Below are 24,473 nucleotides of genomic sequence, written 5' to 3'. Positions count from 1 at the left end.
CCGTGCATATCTGCTAGCATAATTCCTGTCATCAGCTAGAAGCTTTGTGAAAGTTTCGTAACCTTGGATGCGGTGGCGCTGCAGCGCCTCGCGAGAGTGCAACCGGTCGGAGCGCGATGAACGCCAACAACATGCAGAGCCGCGGCGATCTTGGCCCCCGCGGCAAGCGGGGTGCAGCCGCTTCTGCCGACCACGACCAGGATTCGATCGACCTGGGCGAACTGCTGGCCATCCTGTGGCGCCGCAAATGGCTGATCGCCGCCTTCGTGGTGCTCGGCACCACGATCGCCACCCTGGCCGGCACCCAGATGCAGAAGCGCTACACCGCGACTGCGGCCCTGATGCTGGAGCCCCTGAACGAGCAGGTCGTGAACCTGCAGCAGGTGGTGGCGGGGCTGACCGGCGACGCCCCGGCGCTGGCGACGCAGGTGCGCCTGCTCACCGCGCGCGACCAGATCGCGCGGGTGATGGACGACATGAACCTGTTCCAGGACCCGGAGTTCAATCCGGCCCTCGACCCGGAGAACCAGCCGAGCAACCTCGACTATGCGATCGGCGGCCCGATCGAGATGGTCCTGGAGATGCTGCCGGAGAACCTGGTCATCGCCACCGGGCTGGCCAAGGAGAAGCTGCCGGTGCTGGCCACCGAGGCGCCGACGCTGAACCGCCAGGCCGCGGTGGATCGCTTCTCCCGCAATTTCGAGGTGCGCCTGGACGACCCGTCCTACGTGATGCTCGTGTCGTTCACCTCGACCGATCCCCAGAAGGCGGCCGACGTCGCCAACCGGGTCACCCAGATCTACGTCGAGGACCAGATCAATTCCAAGTCGGCGGCGACCAATAAGGCGGCCGACTGGCTGGACGACCGCCTGGCGGCGCTGCGGAGCGAGGTGGAGGCGGCGGAGCGCGAGGTCGAGAAGTTCCGTGCCGAGAACGACATCGTGTCGACGCGCGACATCACGCTGAACGACCAGCAGCTCGCCGACCTGAACCAGCAGCTCATCGAATCCCGTGCCGAGTTGGCGGCCGCCCAGGCCACGCTTCGGCTGGCGCGCGACATGCGTGGCGGCGGTGCCGGCCTGGACACGATGGCGGAGGTGCTGAACAGCCCGGTGATCATCGCCCTGCGCGGCCAGGAGACCGACCTGCTGCGCCGGGAGAACGAACTGAAGCAGCAGTTCGGCCCGCGCCACCCGATGATCCAGCAGATCGCGACTGAGAAGCAGCAGCTCTACAGCAAGATCTCGGCCGAGGTCGCCCGGATCGCCGCCAACCTGGGCAACCAGGTCGAGGTGATCGGCACCCGAGTCGCGACGCTGGAGAGCGAGCTGGACAAGGCCAAGGGCACCACGGTCAAGGACCGCGACGCCGAGATCAAGCTGCGCGAGCTCGAGCGGCAGGCCGAAGCCAGCCGGGCGCTCTACGAGCAGTTCCTGCAGCGCTCCAAGGAGACCCGCGAGCAGCAGCAGCTGATCGAGGCGGATGCCAAGATCCTGTCGGTCGCTGCTCCGCCGGAGCGTCCGTCGACCGCCGGTCCGCGCCTGTTCGGCGCGGTGGGCTTCGCCGGCAGCCTAGTGCTGGGCTCCCTGCTCTCGCTCCTGCTGGAGCGGCGCGACCAGGGCCTGCGCTCGTCGCGGCAGATCGAGCGCCTGCTCGGCCAGCAGCCGCTGGCGCTGGTGCCGCGCCTGGACCGGCTGCGCCGCAACCAGAAGCCGCACCAGTATCTCGTGGCCAAGCCGCTGTCCGCCTATACCGAGGCGATCCGCTCGGTGCTGACCACGCTGAAGCTGTCCTCGATCGACAACCCGCCCAAGGTGATCCTGGTCACCTCCTCCCTGCCCCAGGAAGGCAAGTCGACCTTCGTCACGAGCCTCGCGACGTTCGCCGCGCGCTCGCAGAAGAAGGTCATCCTGGTCGACCTGGACCTGCGGCACCCGTCGGTGGCGCGCGAGCTGGGCCGGCCGGTCGCCGCGGGCATCGTGGAGTTCATGGTGGGCGACCGGACGCTGGACGAGGTGGTGCAGCACGATCCGGCGACCGGGCTGGACTTCCTGCCGGTCAAGCGCCAGACCGCGAACCCGACCGACCTGCTCGACAGCCAGAAGATGCGCCTGCTGATCGAGACGCTGCGGCAGACCTACGACTACGTGTTCCTGGACTGCGCGCCGGTGATGAGCGTCACCGACAGCCGGGTCGCGGCGCTTCTGGCCGACCGGGTGGTGTTCTGCGTGCGCTGGTCCAAGACCCCGAAGGACGCCGTGAGCCTGTCCTTCGACACGCTGCGGCAGACCAACGTGCCGATCGGTGGCATCGTGGTCACGCAGGTCGACGTGAAGAAGCACGCCCAGTACGGCTATGGCGACGTGGCCCAGTACTACGGCAAGTATCAGGACTACTACGTGAACTGAGCCGATCGTCCCCGGGCGTTGAGCCCGGGGACGAGCTCGCTTTGCTAGTCGGGACGAGGGGACGGCTGCCTTGGCATTCGTGTTGAACCTGCCGAAGATCGTTCCCATCAAGGGCTTTCGGAGCAGGAACCCGCTGGTCCGGCTGGTGCTGGACCTGTTCTCGTTCGAGGCATTGTTCGTGCTGTTCCTGTTCGCAGGACGCTACAAGGCCGATCCCCGCTTCGCCTTCTTCCCAATTGACCCGACCCTGCTGTTCCTGGCGCTCAGCATCGCGGTCGGTCTGGTCCTGCTGTTCCAGGAGAAGCTGTACCTGCCGGGCGCCTATGCGCTCGGGGTGTGGACGGTGTTCGTCGTCTACATGTGGATTGGGCTGATTTGGACCGACGGCCGCTCCTATGGCCGCGAGAAGCTGATCCTGACCACCGTCACCAACACTTGGTGCCTGATCGCCGGCGCGCTGATCCTGGCGAACTCGCGTGAGCGGGTGCGGCGGCTGATGCGTCTGATCGTGCTGTTCGCCATCTGGCTGGGCGTCGAGGCGCTGCTCGCCTGGGCCAAGCAGGGCTTTCGCGGTCGGCTTCTGATCAACAACGGCGACAGCTATCTGGGCTTCGGCCGGGTCTGCGGCATGGGCGCCATCATCGTATGCGCGTTCTGGGCGACCAGCAGCGGCGTCACCTTCCGCCGGCTGGTGCTGCTGTCGCTGCTGGGGATGTTCATGATGGTGCTGCTGATCGGCGGCGGGCGCGGGCCGCTGATCGCCGGCGTGGTGCCGATGCTGCTGATCGCCGTCATCGGCTGGAAGCTCACGGCGGCGGGGCGGGTACGGGTCATGCGCATGCAGATCCCGATCCTGCTGGCGCTGGTGGGGCTGATCGGGGTCATCGCCTATGCCATCACCTCGCCCGATGTCGACATCGGCGCCCTGTCCACGCTGGCACGGCTGAGAGGCGTGGCCACCGGCGAGCTGGTCAGCCAGTCGGACTTCCGCCGCAGCTTCAACATCACCGCCGCCTTCACCTGGATCCCGCGGGCGCCGATCTTCGGCTTCGGGGTCGGGAGCTGGCCGATCCTGATCCATAACGGCGACTTCCAGGACCACCCGCACAACATGATCCTGGACATCATGTTCGACTTCGGTCTGGTCGGGCTGGCGATGATCGCAGCCCTGTTCTGGGTCTGCCTGAAGCCCATCTCCGTCCACCGCCTGCGCACCGACCCGCTCCTGCTCGCCACGGCGATGCTGACCATCAACACCCTGATGAACGCCATGACCTCAGGTGACCTGCAGGAGAACCGCGCCGTCTTCCTGATGCTGGGCCTTTTGCTGGTGCGGGCGGCCGAGGATCCGGACGATGCCGATGAGGAGGACGACGAGGACGCCGACGAGGCCTGGGACGAGGACGGCGATCGCCCCTGGCGTGCCGGGGAGGCCGAGGATCTGGCGGAATTCCGCCGCCTGCGGCCGCGGATCGTGGAGGACTTCGACGGCCCGTCCGCGCCCCGCTGACGGGGCTCCCGGGGGTGCTGGCTGTGGCACCGCTGCCATGGCGGCACCCCGTTATGCCTCGCAGTGCATGGATCGTGATCCACCCGGGATCGGGCTCTACTATGTGGTTGCGGCGGCGGCGAACCGGCGCCGCGTCTGGTTACCTGCGTGAGTGGTGGTTATTGGTCCGGCTCATCGGTAAGGGAGCCCAACCGGAGATGGGACAGGCGTCCCCTCCTGCGGTGGGTCGGTCCCCGGCGAGGATGGGCAGGACGTGGCGGGCAGAGAGCACGCGCCGGCGCGTGCCTGCTGCCGGTCTCCTGGAGTGGATCTGCGTATGAAGATTATCGTTTGCGGTTTCGGTTACGTCGGTGCCACGGTGGCGGCATGCCTGCTCCGCGAAGGGCATACCATCGTCGGTGTCGACATCAGCCCGGACAAGGCCGCGGCGATATCGGCCGGACGCTCCCCCATCCATGAGCCGGGCGTGAACGGCTTTTTGCGGGCCGGGCATGCCGACGGCCGCCTGCTCGGCAGCACCGAGATCGGCGACCATGTGCTGGACGCCGACATGGCGCTGATCTGCGTGGGCACGCCCAGCAAGCCCAATGGCTCGCTCGACCTGTCCTATGTCGTGAAGATCGCCCGGCAGATGGGCGAGGCGGTGCGCCGGCGCGATCCGGCGAAGCCCCCGCTCCTGCTGGTGTTCCGCAGCACGATGCTGCCGGGCTCGATGGACAAGGTGGTGCTGCCCAACCTGCTGGAAACGGCGGGCGAGGCGCCGGGCGGACGTTACGAGGTCGCCTATAACCCGGAGTTCCTGCGCGAGGGCACGGCGATCGCCGACTATTTCGCCCCGCCCAAGACGGTGATCGGCGAGCGCGAGCCCGGCACCAGCAAGAAGCTGCTCGGCATCTGCGACGGGCTGGACGCGCCGATCTTCGAGGTGCCGTTCGCGGTGGCCGAGATGGTGAAGTATGCCGACAACAGCTTCCACGCCCTCAAGGTGGCCTACGCCAACGAGGTCGGCCGGCTGGCGCTCTCCCTCGACATCCCGCCGCAGCGGGTGATGGAGATCTTCCTGGCGGACACCAAGCTCAACATCTCGTCCTACTACCTGCGGCCGGGCACCCCGTTCGGCGGCTCCTGCCTGCCCAAGGACGTGCGGGCACTGGCGGCCTGCATGCGCGAGCAGGGGGTGAGCGCTCCGGTGATGGAGAACATCCTGGCCAGCAATGCCAGCCACAAGCAGTTCCTGGTCCAGGAGATCGGCCGGCGGCTGCCGGTGGGCGGCCGGGTGCTGCTGCTCGGGCTGACCTTCAAGAGCGACACGGACGACCTGCGGGAAAGCCCGCTGCTCGACCTGGCCGAGCAGCTGATCGGCAAGGGCTACCGCCTCTCGATCTACGATCCTGACCTGAAGACCGACGAGCTGGTCGGCGCCAACCAGCGCTATGTCCAGGAGCACCTGCCGCATCTGTCGAGCATCCTGGTCCAGGACGTGGCCGGTGCGGCCGCGGAGGCCGACCTCGTGGTGGTGGGCAAGGCGATGCCGGGCGTGGTCGACCGGCTGGGCGGCTCGGTCAAGCTGTTCCCGATCCATCGGCTCTGAGCGGGGCGACACGTCATGGCACACGGAGCTGGCAAGTCGGGCTTGCCGATGACCATGCAGGTCGAGCCCGCCAGGGAAACCTTCCGGATCACCATCGTCTATGGCCGGCTGCCGCTGCCGATGAAGCGCGCCGACCAGATGACGGTGGCCCATCTGATCGCCTTCCTGAAGGCGCGGGGCCACGAGGTCGACCTGCTCACCCTGGACGACGGCGAGCGGCTGACACCGGAGAACGAGGCGTGGCTGCGGGCCCATTGCCGCACCCTGACCGTGATGCCGCAGGGCCGCCGGCGCAGCCTGCTCGGCATGGCGCGCGGCCTGGCCAGGCGCCTGCCGCTCCAGGTCGGCTGGTTCTCCAACGACGACCAGCGGGAAGCGGTGCGCCGGATCCTGGCGGAAGGCAGCGCCGACGTCGTCTACTGCTACACGATCCGCGGGGCGGAGAGCATTCGCGGCCTGCCGCGCGGCAGTGCCGTAACCTTCCTCGCCATGCAGGTCTCGCAGTCGCTCAACACGCGGCGGATGATGGAGACCTTCACCACGCTGCGCGACAAGCTGATCTTCTCCACCGAGGCGCGGCTGGTGCGGCGCTACGAGGCCCATGTCTGGCAGGACTTCGACCGGGTGGTGCTAATCGGCGAGCGTGACGTCGAGGAGGTCCGCCAGGTCTGCCGGGAGTACGGTCAGCCAGAGGTCGACAACTGGGTGTATGGCGCGCACGGGGTGGATATCGGCCGCTACGTCCCGCGCGGGCGGGAGGTGGTCGAGCCGAACATGCTGGTGTTTTCCGGCGCCATGGGCACCAACACCAATGCCAACGCGGCCATCTGGTTCGCCGAGCACGTCTTCCCGAAGATCCGGGCCGAGGTACCGGACGCCCGCCTGATGATCGTGGGCCGCAACCCCAGGCCGGCGGTGACCGCCCTGGCCAGCCGGCCGGGTGTCACCGTGACCGGCGAGGTGCCGGATCCGGCCGACTATATCGCCAGGGCCGCGGTCTGCGTGAACCCAGTGATGGCCGGGGCCGGGATGCAGAACAAGCTGCTGGAATTCCTCGCCATGGCGAAGCCCACCGTGGCGACCACGGTGGCCAACGAGGGCATCCGCGCCACGCCTGGCGAGCATCTGATCATTGCGGATGCACCCGACGAGTTCGCGCGGCAGACCGTGGCGCTGCTGCGGGATGAGGCGCGGGCTGCCCGTCTGGGGCTGGCGGGGCGCCGCTATGTCCAGGAGAACTGGACCTGGGAGGCGCACTGGCTGCGGCTGGAGGCCAACATGCTGGCGGCCCTGAAGGAAAAGCGTGGCGTGCCGGCGGCCGATCGGCTGGTGCCGGCCTGAGGTCCTGCGGCTCGCGCCGATGTGACGCTCCAGCTGGCCCTCATGTCCGGAACCCGCCTATGGGCGGTGGGGTTACTAGGCCATCTTCGGTGAAAGGAATTCGAGATGGCATCTGGTACCGCGGACAAGGCCAAGGGCATGGTCAAGGAAGCCGCTGGCAAGGTCACGGGCGACCGTCGCACCGAGGCGGAAGGCCATACCGATCAGGCCAAGGGCGACCTCAAGCATGCGGCGCAGGACGTGAAGGACACCGCCAAGGGTGTCGGGGACAGCATGAAGAAGTGATCGGAGCGCGGGAGCGGCGGCCGGACGGCTGTAACTCCCGCCCGATCCTGGGATAAGGCAGGAGGGCGCGCCAGGGGCGCGCCCTCTTGTTGCATTCAGCGTCCGGCAGCGCCGGCTTCATGGTGCCGGCACAGGGCCTCAGCGCGGTTCCTGGACATGTGCCTCGAGGAACCACAGGTTCTTGTCCAGGTCGCGGGATGCCTGGGTGAAGATGTCCGCGGTGGTGGCATCGCCGGCCTCCTCGGACTCGTCGATGGCCTTGCGCACCATGTTGGCGAGGTCGCCATAGCGCTCGATCAGCGCCTGGAGATGGTCCTGCACCGCATAGATGTCGGTCGGGTAGGCCTTGAGGGCGGATGCCTCCCCCACGTTCTGCGTGGTGCCCAGCGCGGTGCCGCCGAGCTGCACCACGCGCTCGGCCATGGTGTCGGAATGGCCGTCGAGCTGGGCCCTGAACCCGTCCAGCATCTCGTGCACCGCGATGAACTGCGGCCCCTTCAGGTTCCAGTGCGCCTGCTTGGTGGCGAGCGCCAGGTCGATCGTTGCGGCCAGGTTCCGGTTCAGGATGCCGATCACGGTCGTCTTGGCGTTGGACGGGGTGTCGTTCCTGGTCGGGTGGTTCTTCATGAACATGCTCCTTCGCGCCGCTGCTCCGGCGGCACTGTCGTTGGCCGCCTTCCTAACCGGGGTATGCGCACGGCGTTCCGTAGAACCGACCCGCCATCATGGCAGGTCTGGTTTGCGTTCATGGCCAGAACAGGGCCGGGATGTGGCCCTGTTGACGCACCCAAGGGTGCGCAAACGGACGGGTCGCTTTTCATGGAAACGGTGAAGGACTACACAGCCTGCCGAAAGAGCCTGCGCAGCGCGCATGGCTGATGCCGCCGCTTCCGGAGCAACATGTCCGTCGACCTGTCGATCATCGTGCCGGTGTACAACGAGGAGGACAATGTCCTGCCGATGTACGAGGCGATCCGCAACGCGGTGGCGCCGATCGACCGGACGGTGGAACTCCTGTTCGTGGACGACGGCTCGCGCGACCGGACGGTCGAGCGGCTGAGCCAGCTCCCCCGCGACGGCAAGCCCAAGGTGCGCATCGTCAAGTTCCGCCGCAACTACGGCCAGACTCAAGCGATGATGGCCGGGATCGACGTGGCGCAAGGCAGGGTGCTGGTCACCATGGACGGCGACCTGCAGAACGACCCGCGCGACATCCCGCGCTTTCTCGAGCAGATCGAGGCCGGCCACGACCTGGTGGTGGGCTGGCGCAAGGACCGCAAGGACCACTGGTCGCGCGTGCTGCCCTCCAAGGTCGCCAACCGGCTGATCGGCTGGGTCACCGGCGTGCCGATCAAGGACAATGGCTGCTCGCTCAAGGCCTACCGGGCAGACCTGATCAAGCGGATCCCGCTCTATTCCGAGATGCACCGCTTCATCCCGGCCATGAGCTCGCTGGCCCGGCCGAAGATCGCCGAGATCGTGGTGCGTCACCATCCGCGCATGCACGGCTCGTCCAAGTACGGCTTCTCCCGGATCTACAAGGTCTTCGTCGACCTGATCTCGATCCGCACCGTCCTGACCTTCGCGCGTGCCCCGCTCTTGTGGCTCAGCGGCCTGACCATGCTGACCCTGCTGCTGACCCTCATGGCGGCGGTCGCCGCCGTGGTGTTCGCCGACACGTCCTATGCCGGCTCGTCGGTGGTGTTCGCCGGCGTCACCCTCCTGTTCGGTGCCCTAACCCTGTTCCTGATCTTCCTGGCGCTGCTCGGCCAGCTGATCTGGGGTGCCAGGTCGAAGAGCCTGGCACCCTTCGTCGATCTCGCCGTCCGCCCCGCCGGTAGGGAAGTCCCGTGACCATGTCTGCTTCGGACCTCATGACCCGCCCCACTGCTTTCCTGCATTCCGACGATCCCGCGCTCACGGCACCGCAGCCGGGCGGTACTGGCGATGTCGGGGCGGACTACCAGCTTTCGGTCGTGGTGCCGGTCAGCCGGGAAAGCGACACGATCCGCCACGACCACGAGCGCCATGCGGCAGCGCTCGCCGAGTTCGGCCCGGTGGAGTTCATCTACGTGCTGGACGGGCAGTTCCCGCGGGCCACGGCCGCGCTGGAGGCCCTGTCGCGCGAGGCCGGGCACAGCGTGCGGGCGCTGGTGTTCAACCAGACGTTCGGCGAGGCGGCAGCGCTGTCGGTGGGCTTCAAGCATGCCCGGGCCCCGCGGATCCTGACCCTGGTGCCGGAACCCCAGGTCGATCCGGCCGACCTGCCCGACCTCGTCCACGGGCTGGATTCCGCCGACATGGTGGTGGCCAGGCGCACCAGCGGCGTCGGCGGCTCCGTGTTCGGTGCGGGCAAGATGGAATGGGTGCTCAAGCGCATCCTGCAGTCGCCGTTCGCCGACCTGCGCTGCCGGGTGCGCGCACTCAAGCGCGAGGTCGCCGAGGAGATCGTCCTCTACGGCCACCAGCACCGCTTCTTCCCGCTGCTGGCGCTGCGCCACGGCTTCAAGGTGGTCGAGCAGACCGTGCGGCCCGGTGGCGGCCTGCCGCCCAGGGACACGTCCGCGCCGCTCGACTATTCCCTGATCCTGGACGTGGTGACGGTCTTCTTCCTGCTGAAGTTCCTGAAGAAGCCATTCCGGTTCTTCGGCGGGTTCGGCCTGGCCGTGCTGGCGCTGGGCCTGCTGGCGACCGGGTGGCTGGTGTTCACCCGTCTGGCCTTCGGCACGCCGCTGGTGGACCGCCCTGCCCTGATCCTGTCCTCGCTGATGGTGGTGCTGGGCGTGCAGATCATCGCGGTCGGCCTGATCGGAGAGATCGTGACCTTCGCTTATACCAAGGACATGCGCGACTACCGGATCGAGCGGATCATCGAATGATCCGCCCGTCCTCCGGTCATGGCTGCGCCGGCGGGCTGGAGAAGACGCCGGCATAGACCAGGAGCATCGCGAGGATGGCAAGCGCTACGCCGAAGATGAGCACGTAGCGCATCCGGCCGAACTTGCGCCCCTGCCTCGCGTCGACCGGCGACTTGACTGCGTTTGAATCATGCCGCCCCGGCTCGGTCACCCGGTGATCGATCTGGGCCATGGCTGCTCTTTCCTGTTCCAAAGCTGTACTTCGGAGGAACAGCCGGCCCGGGGCGCGGTTCCAGGCACTGCCGCCCGATCGACCGGGTCAGCCGCGCACCCGGACGAACTCGACTTCCGGCACCGCGCGACCGTCATAGATGGCCAGCTTCGCCAGCCGCACCCGGCAGCCTTCGACCTGCGGGTCCTGGAACACGAACTGCACCAGATCCTCGGCCCAGCTTTCCAGCAGGGCCTGATGCGCCCGCGTCGGCCAGACCTCCGTCAGGTGGCGATAGACCCGGTGGTAGTCCAGGCAGTCCTCGTAGCGGCCGCTGGTGAAGGCACCCGCCAGACGCCAGGCCTCGACCTCGATCTCGACGGGTTGGGTCCGGCCGAACTCCTCGGGGAACACGCCGATCGGCAGCTCCAGCACCAGGTCTTTCAGCCGGATGGTCTGTCGGTCCTGCAACGGCACCTCCTGTCTGCCGGCTTGCCCGCAGGCTTTTGAACCTGGGAATCGGCCGGATCCAGTAGCAATCTGGCGAAAGCAACCGGGCGGGAGACGGGATCGGTGGGGGAACTGGGCTCGACCATGCGCGTGCTGCGGCCAGAACCGGGCCTGCTCGCCTTCTATGACGGCCGGATCGACGGGCTCCGGCTGCACTCGGCCGACCCCAACTGGCTGGACGACGGTGCCTTCGGCCTCGGCACCTGCACCTACGCGCTGGTCGAGGGCGAGGAGGCGCTGGTGTACGACACGCACATCTCGCTCGGGCACGCGCGCCTCATCCGCCGCACCTTGGCCGAGGCGGGCGTCCGGCGGACCCGGGTGGTGCTGAGCCACTGGCATGTCGACCATATCGCCGGCAACGAGGTGTTCGCCGATTGCGAGATCATCGCGCACCGGCTGACGGCCGAGGCGCTGCTGGCCCATCGGGCAGAGCTGGAGCATGGCGACCCGCCGGTGCGGCCGCTCGTCATGCCCCGCACCACCTATGAGGAGCGGCTGGATCTGCGCGTAGGCAGCATGGCGGCAGAGCTGCGACATGCCGACGTGCACAGCCTGGACGGCACGGTGCTGGTCCTGCCCGATCGCGACCTGATGCTGGCCGGCGACACGCTGGAGGACCCGATCACCTATGTGGTGGAGCCGGCACGGCTGGAGACGCATCTGGGCGGGCTGGCGCGCATGGCCGGCTGGGCGATCGGCCGGATCCTGCCGAACCATGGCGCGCCGGAACGGATCGCCGCCGGCGGCTACGGTTCCGGCCTGATCGACGCCACCCGCCACTATGTCGAGAAGCTGCTGCGCAGCCGGACCGAGCCGGCGCTGCGCCAGGCCGACCTGCGCGGCTTCCTGCCCGAGGCATTCGCCGCCGGAACCATCCTGTACCATCCGGCCTACGAGGCCGTTCATCGCCGCAACCTCCAAGCGGTCGCCTGAAGGAGACGAACTTGGCCAAGTCAGGAGCCCGCCGCGGCAGCCGTGCCGAAGCCCTGCCCCATCCCCAGCCGTCGACACCCGGCCTGACCGGCCGCCATCTGGTCCTCCTGCCCGAGGACGACGTGCGGACCGGGATCTCGGCGTTGAAGAGCGTGGCCGGCCTCAAGCTCGCCCATTCTCGCGACTTCGGCGAGCAGTCCATCCAGACCGCACTCGCCGAGGCCGACGGCATCCTGTTCGACCAGTTGCGGGTGGCGGTGGTCGCCACCCCTCCGGACCAACTCCACGCCCTGAACTCGGTCGGCACGGACGAGGGCATCCTGGCCATCGAGCCGGAGCGGGTCGTCCACGCCCTGGCGAACGGCCGGATCGGCATTCCCGAGCCGGTACCCACCCGACCGAACGATACGGCGACCGGCAACCTGTCGATCGACTATCTGCGCGGCTACCGTGACGGGGTGAACGCGATCCTGGACCGGCTGATCGGCGATGCCGGCAGCCGTGCCGGCCTCCTGCCGCAAGCCGGCGAGAGCGAGGTCACCTGGGGGCTGCAGGCGGTGCGCGCCACCACCAGCCGCTGGACCGGCCAGGGCATCCGGGTGGCCGTGCTCGATACCGGCATGGACCTGAACCATCCCGACTTTGAGAGCCTGCCGATCGAGGCGCGCAGCTTCATCGCCGGCGAGGCGGTCCAGGACGGCAACGGCCACGGCACCCACTGCATCGGCACGGCCTGCGGGCCGCTCCGGCCGGAGCGCCTGCCGCGCTACGGGGTGGCCGGCAACGCGACGATCTATGCCGGCAAGGTGCTGAGCGATGCGGGCAGCGGCTCGGACGGCAGCATCCTGGCCGGGATCGACTGGGCGCTGGCGAATGGCTGCGCGGTGATCTCCATGTCGCTGGGGGCACCGGTGGCCGCCGACGCCACGCCGTCTGCGGTGTTCGAGCAGGTCGGGCGACGGGCACTCGCGGCGGGCAGCCTGATCGTGGCGGCGGCCGGCAACAGCAGCCAGCGGCCGAATCGGCTGGCCCCGGTCGGCCATCCCGCCAACTGCACCTCGATCATGGCGGTAGCGGCGGTCGACCAGCGCCTGGAGGTCGCCTGGTTCTCCTGCGCCGGCCTGAATCCGCAGGGCGGCCAGATCGACCTCGCCGCCCCGGGCGTGGCCGTCTACTCCGCCTGGCCCGGCACGCTCTACAACACGATCAACGGCACCAGCATGGCCACCCCGCACGTGGCCGGCATCGCCGCCCTGTTCGCCGAGGCCGATCCGAATGCGCGGGGCCAGGCATTGTGGGCGCGGCTGGTGCAGACCGCCCGGCGCCTGGACCAGCCGGCCCGCGACGTCGGCACGGGCCTGGTGCAGGCGCCGGCCTGACCGGCAGGTGCGATCACTTCTGTGCATACTTGCGTAGCTCAAACGCAAGTGTTCGCTAAATGTTCTAGTTTTGTTCTCGTCACTTCGTCTTCCCATCCCTGCGTGGCACCTTGTCCAGCCCCATGATTCGAGGCACGTTCACTATGATCGAACGCCCACCATATATTGGTGGGTACCTCGCGGGGCTTCGAATGTCAGACAGGCTCAACGTCGTGGTGTCGGTCGACGAGGCCAGGCTCAAGGACTTCGCGGATGTCCTGCAGGAGATGGCCGACGCCGGCCTGCACATCGAGAACGAAATGGCCATGCTCGGCACCGTGTCCGGCTCGGTCGACGATCCACAGGTCCTGAGCCGGCTGCGCCGGGTCAAGGGCGTGGCGCATGTCGAGCGCTGCCGCCACTTTCAGATCGCGCCGCCCAACGCCGAGATCCAGTAGCGCCGCCCGCCCGGCGCGATCATCCTCGGTCCTGCCTCGGTATGGCGAACTTGCGCCGTCCTTGGCTGGAGGGAACGCGGATGGATGGCATCAGGATCTGCGCCGGCATCGTGCTGGCAGCCGCACTGGCAGCCCCGGCGAGCGCCCAGGATGGTGGCCTCTGGGGCATCTACGAGCAGCAGCTCAAGGGCGCCAAATATATCGACCTGACCCATGCCTTCGCCCCGGTGCAGCCGGTATGGCCGGGCTTCGCCAACGCCACCTTCGGTCCTGCCGTGGCCGGCCGGGACATCGAAGGCTATGTCGCCAAGGGCGAGGAGTTCACCTACGCCCGGCACGGCTTCGTCGCCTCCGCCTACCAGCTGCCGACCGACCAGTACGGTACCCAGCTCGATCCGCCGGCGCACTGGGACGAGTATGGCGCCACCATCAGCGACCTTCCGCCCACCTTCGCCATCCGGCCGCTGGTCGTGATCGACATGTCCGCCAAGGTCGCAGCCGATCCCGGCTACGCGCTCCAGGTTGCGGACATCGAGGCGTTCGAGCAGGAGCATGGCCGGATCCCCGAGGGGTCGGTCGTGTTCGTCCGCTCCGACTGGTCGAAGAAGTGGGACGACGTCGCGCACTTCAACGACAAGCCCTTTCCCGGGGTCGGGCTCGACGCGCTGAAATTCCTCCATCTCGAGCGCCGGATCCTGTTCCACGGCCACGAGCCGCTGGACACCGACGCCACGCCGACGCTCGAGGGCGAGGCCTGGCTTCTGCACAATCACTTCACCCAGGCCGAGGGCGTCACCAACCTGGACCGGGTGCCGCCGACCGGCGCGCTGGTGACCATCGGCTTTGCCAAGCCGCTGGGCGGTACCGGCGGCTATGCCCGCTATGTCGCGATTGCACCCGCGGACTGGCCGCACGGCGTCACCATCGCCGAGGCGCCGGGGGCCCCCTTGCCGAAGCAGCCGGCACCGCTCCGGCGCGGCGCCGACGGGGTCATGCGGCCGACGCCGCAGTCGTGACGCTGCTATGAGCTGATCACGACCAGGTCGCTGCCGCTCTGCCGGTCGGGTGTCAGCGGCAGGTCGGTGGTGATCAGGAGAGCGCCCTGGTGCAGGTGCCGGGCGATCGCCGCTCGCCCCGCCTCGTCCACCTGCACGCGCGCCATGATCTGCTCCGGCCGGGGCTCCGGCGGTCCACCCGCTTCCTGGCCGTGGCGGAATGCCTGCCAGCGCGCACCGTCCCGGCCGGCGCCGGCCAGCACCAGGACGTGCTCGCCCAGCGGCGTGGCCGGATCGGCGATCGTCACCGCACCCGATGCCACCGTGTCGCCGCCGAGCTGGATCACGAAGCGCTTGTCGGCGGAGGAGACCAGGATCGCCAGGGGCCCGGCCGGCGCCGCAGCACCCGCCACCGGCAGCTTCTGCCCGGCCTTGGCCTGCAGCTCGCCGTCGATCTCGCGCTCGGCCGCGGATGAGAGCAGCAGGCCCGGATGGACGATCTCGACCGGTGCCGAGGTCGCGTCCGCGATGATCACCACCGTGCCGACCCGGGTGATCGCGTAGAGCCGGTCGGAGAAGGCACGCGGCAGATGCACGCAGCCATGCGAGCTGGGATAGCCTGGCAGGCCGCCGACATGCAGTGCGATCCCGGTCCAGGTCAGCCGCTGCATGTCCGCCATCTCCGCACCGTCATAGATGTTGGAGTGATGGTCGACCTGCTTTTGCAGGATGGTGAACACGCCCGTCGGCGTCGCGTGGCCGGGCCGGCCGGTGGAGCAGGTCGAGACGCCGATCCGTATGCCGTTGCGATAGACATGGGTAAGCTGGTCGGGAAGCGAGACGATCACTGCCACCGGCCCTTCCGGCGATCGCTCCGGATGCCAAGCGAACTGGCCGGGTTTCAGGAGATGGTCGTCCTCGACCGCCTGCCCGAGTGCTGGCCCCGCCACGACGCCCGTGGCCATGCCGAGAAGGAGCGCGCGGCGTCGGATGGAGGCAGGGGGCACGGCAGGTAGCTCCGGCGGCTTCGGGTTCAGCCAAGGCCATCGTTTCGCGGCGGCGGGCCCAGGGCAAGCGGGATCGGCAGTGGCCCTTGTGCTTTGCCGCGCCAGCGGCCACCCCTCCCCCGAAGGCCGGCCCTGGCGACGATGATGCGGATCCTGCTGATCGACAATTATGACAGCTTCACCTTCAACCTCGCCCATCTGGTGGCGGAGGTGGTGGGCGAGCTGCCGCTCGTGCTGCGCAACGACGCGCTCGACCTGGCCCTGCTGGCCAGGCTCGACCCGGCGGCGGTGATCATCTCGCCAGGCCCCGGGCGCCCCGACCGGCCGGGCGACTTCGGCATCTGCACGCAGATCTTGGCTGCCTTCCATGGGCCGATCCTCGGCGTGTGCCTGGGTCATCAGGGCCTGGCGGTGGAGCATGGCGGGGCCATCGACTACGCAGCCACGGTGATACATGGCCGCCCCAGCCGGATCCGCCACGACGAAACCGGCCTGTTCCGGGGCCTCCCCCAAGACTTCCAGGCGATCCGCTACCATTCCCTGTTGGTGACCCGGCCCGGCGCCGGGCTCGTGGCCAATGCCTTTGCCGAGGACGGCACGATCATGGGCCTGCGCCACCAGGAGCGCCCGGTCCACGGCGTCCAGTTCCACCCGGAATCGATCGCCACCGAGCACGGGGCAGGCCTGTTGCGCAACTTCCTGGCCGAGATCCCCCGGGGACGGCCCTGGCCAGCACGGCAGCCGCCTCCCCACCCGGCCGGCACTGCCTCCCCGGGCCTGCGGATCTTCACCCGGGAGCTGACGAGCGATGTCTCGCCCGAACGCTGCTTTGCCGCCCTCTACGGCGATTCGGCGGACGCGTTCTGGCTGGACAGCGCCGCTGCGGCCAGCCCGCTCGGCCGCTGGTCGTTCATGGGCGACGCGTCCGGTCCGCTGGCAGAGCAGATCAGCTACTGCGTGGCGGGGCAGGAGCTCCTGGTGAACGGCGTGGAGTCCCAGGAGCGGCTGTTCGACGCCCTCCAGCGCTGGCTCACCGAGCGCCGCGTCGAGCGTCCGGTCGGGCTGGACGTGCCGTGCCTGCCGGGCTGGGTCGGCTATCTCGGCTACGAGCTGAAGGCAGATGCCGGGGCAGCAGCCGCCCACCAGGCCGCGACGCCGGATGCCAAGCTGATCTTCGCCGATCGCATCGTCGCCTTCGATCACCTGCAAGACCGCATCGTCCTGCTGGCGGCCGACCATGCGGATGCGGCTAGGCGTGCCGCGGCCTGGTTCGATGCCACCGCGGCCCGCATCCGGGAGGTCCCTGCCCTCCCCCCGCCACGCCCGCCGGCAACACCGCTGCGCTTTGTCCCTCACCAGGACGACCAGACCTATCTGGTGCAGATCCACGCGGCCAAGGCGGCGATCCGGCGCGGCGAGAGCTACGAGGTCTGTCTCACCAATGAGCTGGTGGCCCAAGGCGAGATTGACGCCTGGGCCGCCTATCGCCGGCTGCGGCAGGTCAACCCGGCGCCGTTCGCGGCCTTCCTGCGCTTCGGCGACCTGGCCGTGCTGTCCTCCTCGCCCGAGCGCTTCCTGCGGATCGGGCCGGATGGTGCGGTCGAGGCCCGCCCGATCAAGGGAACCGTCCGCAGAGGCCGGGATGCGGCCGAAGACCGGATACTGGCCGAGCGGCTGCGTGCCAGCGTCAAGGACCGCTCCGAGCATCTGATGATCGTCGATCTGCTGCGCAACGATCTGGGCCGGGTCTGTGAGGCCGGCAGCGTCCGCGTCGAGGGCCTGTTCGCCATCGAGCCCTATGCGACCGTCCACCAGATGGTGTCGACCGTCCGCGGCCAGCTCGCCGCCGGCAGCTCACCGGTCGGGTGCATCGAGGCTGCATTCCCGGGCGGCTCGATGACCGGGGCCCCCAAGCTGCGCACCATGGCGATTCTGGACGAGCTGGAGGGCCGGCCGCGCGGGATCTATTCGGGTGCCATCGGCTATGTCGGCCTGGATGGCAGCGTCGATCTCTCCATCGTGATCCGCACCGCCGTGCTGCATGACGGCACGGTGCGGATCGGTGCGGGCGGTGCGATCGTCGACCTGTCCGACCCGGCCGAGGAACTGGCCGAGCTCCGCCTCAAATGCAGAGCCCTGCTGACCGCGCTGGGCGGCAGCCTGGAAACGGAAAACGGGGAGAACGGATGAACTGCCGCATGGCAAGCTGGCTGCTGCTCGGCCTGACACTTCTTCTGGCCGGCTTCGCCGCTGATGCGGCCCGGCAATCGGTCGACTGGCATGAGCCCCCGCTGCGCACCCTCTACGCCAGTCCCGCAGGCAGCGGCGACGGAAGCAGCCCCGCAGCGCCTGGGGCCCTGGATCGGCTGCTGGCGATGCTGGGGCCGGGCGACCGGGTGGTCCTGCTGCCGGGCGACTATCCGGACACCCGGATTTCGGTCCAGGGCACGGCCGAGCGGCCGATCCGGATCGAGGCGGCCCAGCCGGCGGTAGCGACAGACGGCCATGCCGCCACCGGCACGGGCCGGGCGATGTTCCGGAACAGCGGCCTGGAGATCGACCGGTCGGCATTCCTGCGCGTGGACGGGCTGGTGTTCACGGTCGAGCCGGACCGGTACGGCAACGGCATCACCGTCACGGACAGCCACCATCTGGCCTTCGGCCGCAACCTGTTCCACCAGCAGAGCAATTACGGCCTGCTCCTGGCCGGGACCCAGGAGAGTCCGGTCACGCAGGTCCTGGTCGAGGGCAACCTGTTTCGCAACCACCTGCTGGAGAGCGAGGGCGGCGGCATCGGCGGCGTGCGCATGGATTACGGCCTGCGCGTCCATGGCACCCACGGGCTGGTGGTGCGGGACAACCGGTTCGACGGCTACTTCAACCACTCGGCTTCGCTGAAGGAGTTCGTCCAGGACGTCACGATCCGGGGCAATCGCTTTCGCACCTGCGGCCTGGTCTGCATCGAGGCCGGCCAGGAGCCGGATACCGAAGCCGCCGGGCGCGTGATGGACCGGACCGTCAGCGACGTGGCGATCACCGGCAATGACTTCACCGGGTCCGACGACGGCACGGTGGCCGTGTTCGCGCGCAATGCCGGGCAGGTGGTCATCGCCGACAATCGCTTCGCCGGGATCAGCGAGCCGCTGCGGGTCGCCAACAACGACCGCAACTCCCGCAGCTGCGAACGCCAGCTGCATTTCCTCGGCCGCAAGCTGCGCACCTGCGAGCCCGGTTCGCGCCTGACCCTGGCCGGCCGGCCCGCAACGGGCGTGCGGTTCGAGCGGAACGAGATCGCGGGCGATGCACAGCTGATCCTGGCGGGTCGCGGCTATGCCGACGATGCGGTGACCATCGGCGCCGCGCGCACCACCGGCACCGTGCGCATCTGCCGCCGCCCGTTCATCCATAACGGCGCCGACTTCAACGCCTGGACCGATGGCCTGCCGAACTGGAGTGCTGCACCACGCCTGCACTGGGACGAGCAGGGAGACTTCACCGTGCAGGATGGCGGCTGTACCGGCAAGGACCTCACCCATGACTGCGAGGCGGAGGGCAACTGCACCGGCCTGAACGACTGAGGAGCCGCCTCCTCAGCGCGGCGCCGCCAGCACCGACACCGTCGCGGTCTGGCCGGCCACGAGCCGGACACCGTTCGGCAGCGGGTCGAGTGCCACCCGCACCGGCACGCGTTGGGCGAGCCGCACCCAGGCAAAGGTCGGGTTGACGTTGGCCATCAGGCCGTCGCTGCGCTCGCGGTCCTCGATGCCGGCAGCGATGCTCTCGATCCGGCCGCCGAGCGGTGCGCCGCCGCCCATGAGCTGGACTTCCACCCGGTCGCCCACCCGGATCCGGGCGAGCTTGGTTTCCTCGAAATAGCCGGCGACATGGAAGGAGGCGTCGTCGACCAGGGCGGTGACCGCCTGGCCGGCCTCTATGTAGTCGCCTGGGCGCAGGGTGAGGTTGGTGATCACCCCTGCCACCGGTGCGCGGATCTCGGAGCGGGCCAGGTTGAGCGCGGCGAGATCACGATCGGCCTCGGCCAGGCTCAGGGCAGCTTGGGCCTGCGCTGCCGTGGTGGCAACCTGCTCCTGCTTCTGCCGGGCCACGATGTCCTCGGCGAGATGGCCGTAGCGTTCGACGTCGCGCTGGGCCTGGTCCAGTGCCGCCTGGCTGCTGGCGACGGCCGCCTCGGCCTGGCGCAGCGCCAGGGCGAACCGCGCCTGGTCCAGCCGGAACAGCACCTGGCCCTGCGCCACCTTCGCGTTGTCCCGCACCAGCACGTCGGCGACCATGCCGGAAACGTCCGGCGCCACCCCCACCACATCGGCCCGCACCCGCCCGTCCCGGGTCCAGGGTGCCCGCATGTAATAGTCCCAGAGCTGCCAGCCGACGAAGGCGGCAGCGGCAACAACCAGAAGAGTGACCAGCACCTGGCTGGCCCGGGCGAGATTGCGGCTCATGGAGATGTCTCTAGATGCGGGCCGCCAGGGCGGTGATGCCGCCCAGCAGCAGTACGAACAAGGCGAGGTCGAAGAGCGGGCGATGCCAGACGAAGCGGTAGGCGCCGATCCGCACCAGCAGGCGGCTGGCGAGCTCCTTCAGCACCAGCGCCAGCACCGCATAGACCAGCAGGGCCGGGAGGAAGACACCATAGAGGTCGATCTCACCGGGCATCACACGGCTTCCTACACAGGGTTCTTCGGCATGACCGGCCCGCCGGCCGGCAGGATGGCGCGCCGGATGCCGAACAGGGCCAAAAGTGCCGCGTCGGTCGCCTGATCCGGAGCAGTCCGCTGCATCAGGCGGGGCATCACGGCGTCGAGGCCAGCCGCCAGCCGCTCGCGGCTGCCTGGGTCGGCCCGCTCGCCCTGAAAGTGCCGGCTCAGCGGGTCGAGCAGTGCGGCGACGGTGCGGCGATCGTCGGGTGTCAGGGCATGGCGCAGGCTGCGCAGTTCCATGATGTTGAGGCCGGCGCGCAGGTCCGCCAGCACGGCGTCGGTATCCCGGACCTCGCCCCCGGCACCGGCCAGGCGCGGCGCCAGCAGGCCCAGCCGGTCGACCACGCGGCGGATCAGCCGGTGGAGGTCCTGGCCCTGCTCCCGGCTGGCGGCGCGGGCGATGTCCCGGCGGCCCGCGCGCAGCAGCCGCCTGGCACTCTGCTCGGCACCGATCGAGCGCAGGATCGCAGTGACGGCGGTGGCAGCGAGCACGCCCGCGACCGTGGCCAGCGCATTGTTGGTGAAGGCGGCGAAGTCCGCGTCGAAGCGGGACTGCAGGGCCAGCATCATCGGCACGTTGGCGGAGACGGTGAAGCCGGCCAGGCCCCAGCTTGCAGTGGCCATGAACGCGCCGCTCACCAGGAGGACCGGCGCCAGCACCAGGGCCAGCCCCTCGAAGCCGGTCACCATCGGCAGCACGGCGAACTGGTAGGCCAGGATCAGCACGAGGGACAGGCACAGGAACAGGGTGAACCGCCGGAGCATCGGCACCGGATTGTCCATGGTCGCGAAGATCGAGCAGAACACGGCACCCATCTGCGCGGCCGTACCCCCTTCCTGCCAGCCGGTCGCGATCCAGAAGACGCAGCAGACCAGCGTGCCCACGGTGGCGGCCACGCCCGAGAGGGCTGCCATGCCGACATCACGATGCAGGTCCTCGTCGCCGGCATAGCGGGACGACATGCGCAGGTGGGAGGGCAGCCCTTCCCTGCCCGCCATGATGTCCTGGTGGAGGATCAGGCAGTCGCTCCAGATGTCGATCAGGTCGTCCAGGCGGGCGCACAGGCTGGCCTGGAGCAACCGGTCCCAGTCCCGCGGCTGCTCCGGCCGGAGCGCAGCGATCTCCTGGCGCAGCCGATGGGCCTCGGCCGCCGGCGCATCCAGGCCCTGGCCGATCCAGGCAGCGATCGCCTCCAGCAGGACCGCCATCCCTGCCGAGGGCGGGTCTCCTGCCAGCCGGTCGCGCAGGGCCGACAGGATCGGCAGGAGGGCGATCATGCGCTGCTGGAGCACCCGCATCTGCCGGGCGGAGTGCCGGTAGCGCGAGGTGTCGTAGGCGAGATGGGTGGACAGGGCGACGAGATCGACCGTGTCCGCGGCGAGCCTGCGGCGAGCATGCTCGGCGTTGCTGCCGCTGCTCTGGCGCAGCAGCACGTCGTTCGCCCAGCTTCCGGCATCGGCCAGCCAGCGGTCGATCCGGCCAGTCACGATCGGGCCGACATGGCGCGGGAACAGGACCCGGCTGACCAGGGCCGAGCAGAGGATGCCGAGCGTGATCTCCAGGGTCCGGGCCAGCGCCGTGTCGAACACCAGGGCCGGCTCCGTGACGGAGGAAAAGCCGATGATCGCCGCGGTATAGCCGGCCAGCATGAAAACGTAGGAGCGCGGCGTGCGGTCCAGCAGGCTGACGAACAGGCACCCACCCACCCAGATGGCCAGGGCCAGGCAGAGCAGCTCCGGCGCATCGATGAGGTTGGGCACCAGGGCCACGGACGCGACCGCGCCGATCAGGGTGCCGAGCACGCGATAGACCGCCTTGGAGGTCACCGCACCGGCCAGCGGGTGGGCGACGATAAAGACCGTGCCCATCGCCCAGTAGGGCTTGGGCAGGTCGAGGCTGAGCGCCACCCACAGCGCCAGCAGGGCCGCCAGGAAGGTCTTGACTGAGAACAGGATCTCGGTGCGCCCGAGGCCGGCCACGCTGGTCATCCCGCCTGGTCAGAGGGGTGCTGCAGGATCTGCTCGACCCGCTGGAGCACCGACATGGTGACGGCGAGCTCGTCCGCAGGAATTTCCGACAGGATCCGCTGGCGGAACGCCACCACCACCTGGTCGATCTCGCCGACCCGCTCCCGGCCCGCCTCGGTCAGGGACAGGATCTTGGCGCGCCGGTCGGCCGGATCCTCGCGGCGGGTGATCAGCCCCTCGGCGACCAGCCGGTCGATGATCCGGACCAGGGACGGCCCTTCCAGGGACAGTTCCTCGGCGAGCGCGCCCGGCCGCTGGTGGTCGCCCAGCCGGTGCAGCGTGAGGAGCTGCAGGGCGGTGGCCTGGGACAGGCCGCACTCGGCCAACGCTTGGTCCACGGCGCGCCGCCAGTAGCGGCCCACATGGATGACGAGCTGGCCGAAGGCGCTGTGGCTGACGGGATCGTCCTGCATGGGCGGGAGATAAGCACCCATCACTTAGGCTACAACTAGATAGGATGCTAATTACCAACCAGAGATGCAGCCCGGGTTCCCTGCCCTGCCCTTGCTAGATCATGCGTCGCCACAGCAGGGCGTTCGGCTCGCGCGACGCTTCCATGAGGCGCAGTTCCTGCATGCGTGCCTGTTCCGCCGGTGGCACACCGATGTCCTGCCACTGAAGCTGGCTGAGACGGTCGATCTCCGTGCTGCCCGTCCAGCCGCTGCCCAGGCGGCGCCGGATCGTGCCCAGCAAGGTGCGCAGCCTGGGCTGGCCGGACGCCGGCACGTAGGGAATGGTGATCTGGGTTGCCATCTTCAACTCGCCTTTCAGCTCGTGTCAGCCCCCAGACTCAAGATTACCCCTGCTGCTGCCGGCTTGCCCAGCGAACGCTTCTTGAAGCAACATCAAGCTAAATTTGGTAATCAGGACGGATCGGCCATGGCGAGGTTGATTCCCGGGCTCGGCATGCTGCGGACCTTCGAGGCCGCCGCCCGGCACCTGAACTTCACCCGGGCCGCGGAAGAGCTCGACGTCACGCCGGCAGCCGTGAGCGCCCAGATCCGCAGCCTCGAGGACGTGCTGGGCGTGCGGCTGCTCTGGCGCACCAGCCGGAGCGTGCGCCTGACTGAAGCGGGCGAGGTGCTGCTGGAAGCGGTGAGCGAGTCGCTGGACCGGATCGGCCAGGCGGTCGACCGGATCAGGGCACCGTCCGGGCGGCCGAGTCTGAAGATCAGCACCGGCTTCTCCTTCGCCGCGAAATGGCTGGTGCCGAGGCTGGAACGCTTCCGCCGCCACCATCCCGATCTCGACGTGCGGCTCGACGTCAGCGAGCGGCTGGCCGATTTCCTGCGCGACGAGGTCGACGTGGCGATCCGCTTCGGCGCCGGGGTCTATCCGGGCCTGCGCAGCGATCGCCTGTTCGACGAGCAGGTCTTCCCGGTCTGCAGCCCGCGCCTGCTCCACGGCGACCCACCGCTACGGGCGCCGGACGACCTGCGCCACCATGCCCTGATCCACGAGGCTTGGCAGTCGCAGGACGGCACCTGGCCGGACTGGCGCATGTGGCTCCTGGCAGCCGGCCTGGAGGACATCGATCTCGGCCGCGGCCTTCATGTTCAGCAGAGCGCGCTTGCGATCCAGGCCGCGGTGGACGGCCAGGGCGTGGCGCTGGGCAATACCAGCCTGGTGGCCGACGACCTGGCCGCCGGCCGCCTGGTCCAGCCGTTCGCCCTCTCGCTCAACGTGCCTGGCTTCGCCTACTATCTGGTGGCACCCCGGCGCAGCGCCGATCGTCCGGTGGTGCGCGCCTTCCGCGACTGGCTGATGGCTGAGGTTCGTGGCGGGCCCGCCCGGAACTGAGGCCCTCCCCTGCCGCCCTAGGAAGCCTTGCGGTCCAGATAGGGCTTCAGCACCAGGAGCAGCTGCTCGGGGTCATAGGGCTTGGCGATGATCGGCAGGTCCTTGAGGTCCGGCGGGATCGGCAGCTCGGCGCCGTGGCCCGTGGTGAACACGCAGGCCGTGCCCTCGCGCTGCAGCCGGTCCGCCAGGGGGAATGACGTCCCATCCCGCAGCTCGATGTCCATGACCGCCACGGTCGGCCGTTGCCGGTTCACGAAGGCCTCGGCCTCGGCCAGGGTCAGCGCGGCATCCACCCGGCCAGCACCCAGCCGGTGCAGCGTCATGCTGGTGTCGAGCAGGATGATCGGATCGTCCTCGACCAGCAGGATGACCAGCTCGGCGGATCCCAACGTCATATCCTCTGGCTCCGGCCCGTCGCCTGCGGAGCGCCGCGGCTGATCGAACGGTGGAAGAAGAAGC

General features: G+C 69.0%; 24 protein-coding genes. 14 read left to right on the top strand and 10 right to left on the bottom strand.

Going from position 1 to position 24,473, the window contains the following annotated elements:
* The first annotated feature begins 116 nt into the window (after positions 1 to 116).
* The 5 genes from HLA95_RS16865 (at position 117) to HLA95_RS16845 (ending at position 7,135) form a co-directional block, all read left to right on the top strand.
* Entirely contained in the window at positions 117 to 2,408 is a 2,292-nt protein-coding gene (locus HLA95_RS16865; RefSeq protein WP_191058552.1) for a GumC family protein, read from the top strand.
* A 79-nt stretch (positions 2,409 to 2,487) separates the two neighbouring features.
* Complete coding sequence (locus HLA95_RS16860) at positions 2,488 to 3,918, top strand: O-antigen ligase family protein (protein WP_223861409.1); 1,431 nt, start codon at positions 2,488 to 2,490, stop codon at positions 3,916 to 3,918.
* A 316-nt stretch (positions 3,919 to 4,234) separates the two neighbouring features.
* The gene (locus HLA95_RS16855) at positions 4,235 to 5,509 is read left to right on the top strand and encodes a nucleotide sugar dehydrogenase (RefSeq protein ID WP_191058550.1); all 1,275 of its coding nucleotides are present in this window, start codon (positions 4,235 to 4,237) and stop codon (positions 5,507 to 5,509) included.
* Positions 5,510 to 5,524: 15 nt separating this feature from the next.
* Positions 5,525 to 6,850, top strand: coding sequence for a glycosyltransferase (locus tag HLA95_RS16850; protein WP_222183934.1), 1,326 nt, complete (start codon positions 5,525 to 5,527; stop codon positions 6,848 to 6,850).
* 105 nt (positions 6,851 to 6,955) lie between these two features.
* Complete coding sequence (locus HLA95_RS16845) at positions 6,956 to 7,135, top strand: CsbD family protein (protein ID WP_191058549.1); 180 nt, start codon at positions 6,956 to 6,958, stop codon at positions 7,133 to 7,135.
* 138 nt (positions 7,136 to 7,273) lie between these two features.
* On the opposite strand, the gene dps is transcribed toward HLA95_RS16845, so the two are convergent.
* Positions 7,274 to 7,762 (bottom strand): DNA starvation/stationary phase protection protein Dps, encoded by a 489-nt coding sequence (gene dps / locus HLA95_RS16840; protein ID WP_191058548.1) that lies wholly within the window; start codon positions 7,760 to 7,762, stop codon positions 7,274 to 7,276.
* 273 nt (positions 7,763 to 8,035) lie between these two features.
* On the opposite strand from dps, the gene HLA95_RS16835 reads away from it, so the two are divergent.
* The gene (locus HLA95_RS16835; RefSeq protein ID WP_191058547.1) at positions 8,036 to 8,989 is read left to right on the top strand and encodes a glycosyltransferase family 2 protein; all 954 of its coding nucleotides are present in this window, start codon (positions 8,036 to 8,038) and stop codon (positions 8,987 to 8,989) included.
* 2 nt (positions 8,990 to 8,991) lie between these two features.
* Positions 8,992 to 10,014 carry a glycosyltransferase gene (locus tag HLA95_RS16830; protein ID WP_222183930.1) on the top strand — a complete coding sequence of 341 codons (1,023 nt, stop codon included), beginning with the start codon at positions 8,992 to 8,994 and terminating at the stop codon, positions 10,012 to 10,014.
* A 16-nt stretch (positions 10,015 to 10,030) separates the two neighbouring features.
* On the opposite strand, the gene HLA95_RS16825 is transcribed toward HLA95_RS16830, so the two are convergent.
* Positions 10,031 to 10,225 carry a hypothetical protein gene (locus HLA95_RS16825; RefSeq protein ID WP_191061471.1) on the bottom strand — a complete coding sequence of 65 codons (195 nt, stop codon included), beginning with the start codon at positions 10,223 to 10,225 and terminating at the stop codon, positions 10,031 to 10,033.
* Between the two features lie 87 nt (positions 10,226 to 10,312).
* The gene (locus HLA95_RS16820) at positions 10,313 to 10,675 is read right to left on the bottom strand and encodes a dihydroneopterin aldolase (protein ID WP_191061470.1); all 363 of its coding nucleotides are present in this window, start codon (positions 10,673 to 10,675) and stop codon (positions 10,313 to 10,315) included.
* A 102-nt stretch (positions 10,676 to 10,777) separates the two neighbouring features.
* On the opposite strand from HLA95_RS16820, the gene HLA95_RS16815 reads away from it, so the two are divergent.
* The 4 genes from HLA95_RS16815 (at position 10,778) to HLA95_RS16800 (ending at position 14,482) form a co-directional block, all read left to right on the top strand.
* Positions 10,778 to 11,650, top strand: coding sequence for an MBL fold metallo-hydrolase (locus HLA95_RS16815; protein ID WP_222183928.1), 873 nt, complete (start codon positions 10,778 to 10,780; stop codon positions 11,648 to 11,650).
* Between the two features lie 11 nt (positions 11,651 to 11,661).
* The gene (locus HLA95_RS16810; RefSeq protein WP_222183926.1) at positions 11,662 to 13,029 is read left to right on the top strand and encodes a S8 family peptidase; all 1,368 of its coding nucleotides are present in this window, start codon (positions 11,662 to 11,664) and stop codon (positions 13,027 to 13,029) included.
* A 191-nt stretch (positions 13,030 to 13,220) separates the two neighbouring features.
* Positions 13,221 to 13,466: a hypothetical protein gene (locus tag HLA95_RS16805; RefSeq protein ID WP_191062084.1), complete on the top strand. Its 246-nt coding sequence runs from the start codon at positions 13,221 to 13,223 to the stop codon at positions 13,464 to 13,466.
* Between the two features lie 80 nt (positions 13,467 to 13,546).
* A complete protein-coding gene (locus HLA95_RS16800; protein ID WP_191062083.1) occupies positions 13,547 to 14,482 on the top strand; it encodes a cyclase family protein in 936 nt (311 codons plus the stop codon).
* A gap of 5 nt (positions 14,483 to 14,487) precedes the next feature.
* On the opposite strand, the gene HLA95_RS16795 is transcribed toward HLA95_RS16800, so the two are convergent.
* A complete protein-coding gene (locus HLA95_RS16795; RefSeq protein WP_222183924.1) occupies positions 14,488 to 15,468 on the bottom strand; it encodes a L,D-transpeptidase in 981 nt (326 codons plus the stop codon).
* 141 nt (positions 15,469 to 15,609) lie between these two features.
* Between HLA95_RS16795 and pabB the strand changes: the two genes are divergently transcribed.
* Positions 15,610 to 17,658 carry an aminodeoxychorismate synthase component I gene (gene pabB, locus HLA95_RS16790; protein ID WP_222183923.1) on the top strand — a complete coding sequence of 683 codons (2,049 nt, stop codon included), beginning with the start codon at positions 15,610 to 15,612 and terminating at the stop codon, positions 17,656 to 17,658.
* A gap of 8 nt (positions 17,659 to 17,666) precedes the next feature.
* Entirely contained in the window at positions 17,667 to 19,046 is a 1,380-nt protein-coding gene (locus HLA95_RS16785) for a right-handed parallel beta-helix repeat-containing protein (protein ID WP_191060409.1), read from the top strand.
* Between the two features lie 12 nt (positions 19,047 to 19,058).
* Here HLA95_RS16785 and HLA95_RS16780 read toward each other — a convergent pair whose 3' ends face one another.
* The 5 genes from HLA95_RS16780 to HLA95_RS16760 form a co-directional block, all read right to left on the bottom strand.
* On the bottom strand, positions 19,059 to 19,928 hold the full coding sequence (locus tag HLA95_RS16780; protein ID WP_191060410.1) for an efflux RND transporter periplasmic adaptor subunit: 870 nt from the start codon (positions 19,926 to 19,928) through the stop codon (positions 19,059 to 19,061).
* 10 nt (positions 19,929 to 19,938) lie between these two features.
* Positions 19,939 to 20,142 carry a DUF1656 domain-containing protein gene (locus HLA95_RS16775; protein ID WP_191060411.1) on the bottom strand — a complete coding sequence of 68 codons (204 nt, stop codon included), beginning with the start codon at positions 20,140 to 20,142 and terminating at the stop codon, positions 19,939 to 19,941.
* Positions 20,143 to 20,153: 11 nt separating this feature from the next.
* On the bottom strand, positions 20,154 to 22,166 hold the full coding sequence (locus tag HLA95_RS16770; protein WP_222183921.1) for an FUSC family protein: 2,013 nt from the start codon (positions 22,164 to 22,166) through the stop codon (positions 20,154 to 20,156).
* A 5-nt stretch (positions 22,167 to 22,171) separates the two neighbouring features.
* Positions 22,172 to 22,648 (bottom strand): MarR family winged helix-turn-helix transcriptional regulator, encoded by a 477-nt coding sequence (locus tag HLA95_RS16765; protein WP_222183919.1) that lies wholly within the window; start codon positions 22,646 to 22,648, stop codon positions 22,172 to 22,174.
* Between the two features lie 73 nt (positions 22,649 to 22,721).
* Entirely contained in the window at positions 22,722 to 22,967 is a 246-nt protein-coding gene (locus tag HLA95_RS16760) for a hypothetical protein (protein ID WP_191060663.1), read from the bottom strand.
* A 126-nt stretch (positions 22,968 to 23,093) separates the two neighbouring features.
* Between HLA95_RS16760 and HLA95_RS16755 the strand changes: the two genes are divergently transcribed.
* Positions 23,094 to 24,014, top strand: coding sequence for a transcriptional regulator GcvA (locus HLA95_RS16755; protein WP_191060664.1), 921 nt, complete (start codon positions 23,094 to 23,096; stop codon positions 24,012 to 24,014).
* 17 nt (positions 24,015 to 24,031) lie between these two features.
* Here HLA95_RS16755 and HLA95_RS16750 read toward each other — a convergent pair whose 3' ends face one another.
* Positions 24,032 to 24,409 (bottom strand): response regulator, encoded by a 378-nt coding sequence (locus HLA95_RS16750; RefSeq protein WP_191060665.1) that lies wholly within the window; start codon positions 24,407 to 24,409, stop codon positions 24,032 to 24,034.
* Positions 24,410 to 24,473 lie beyond the last annotated feature (64 nt).

Source organism: Geminicoccus harenae (assembly GCF_019800005.1).
GTDB classification, from domain to species: Bacteria; Pseudomonadota; Alphaproteobacteria; order Geminicoccales; family Geminicoccaceae; genus Geminicoccus; species Geminicoccus harenae.
Note: the sequence above shows the minus strand (reverse complement) of the source record. Positions and strands in the feature narration are given on the sequence as shown.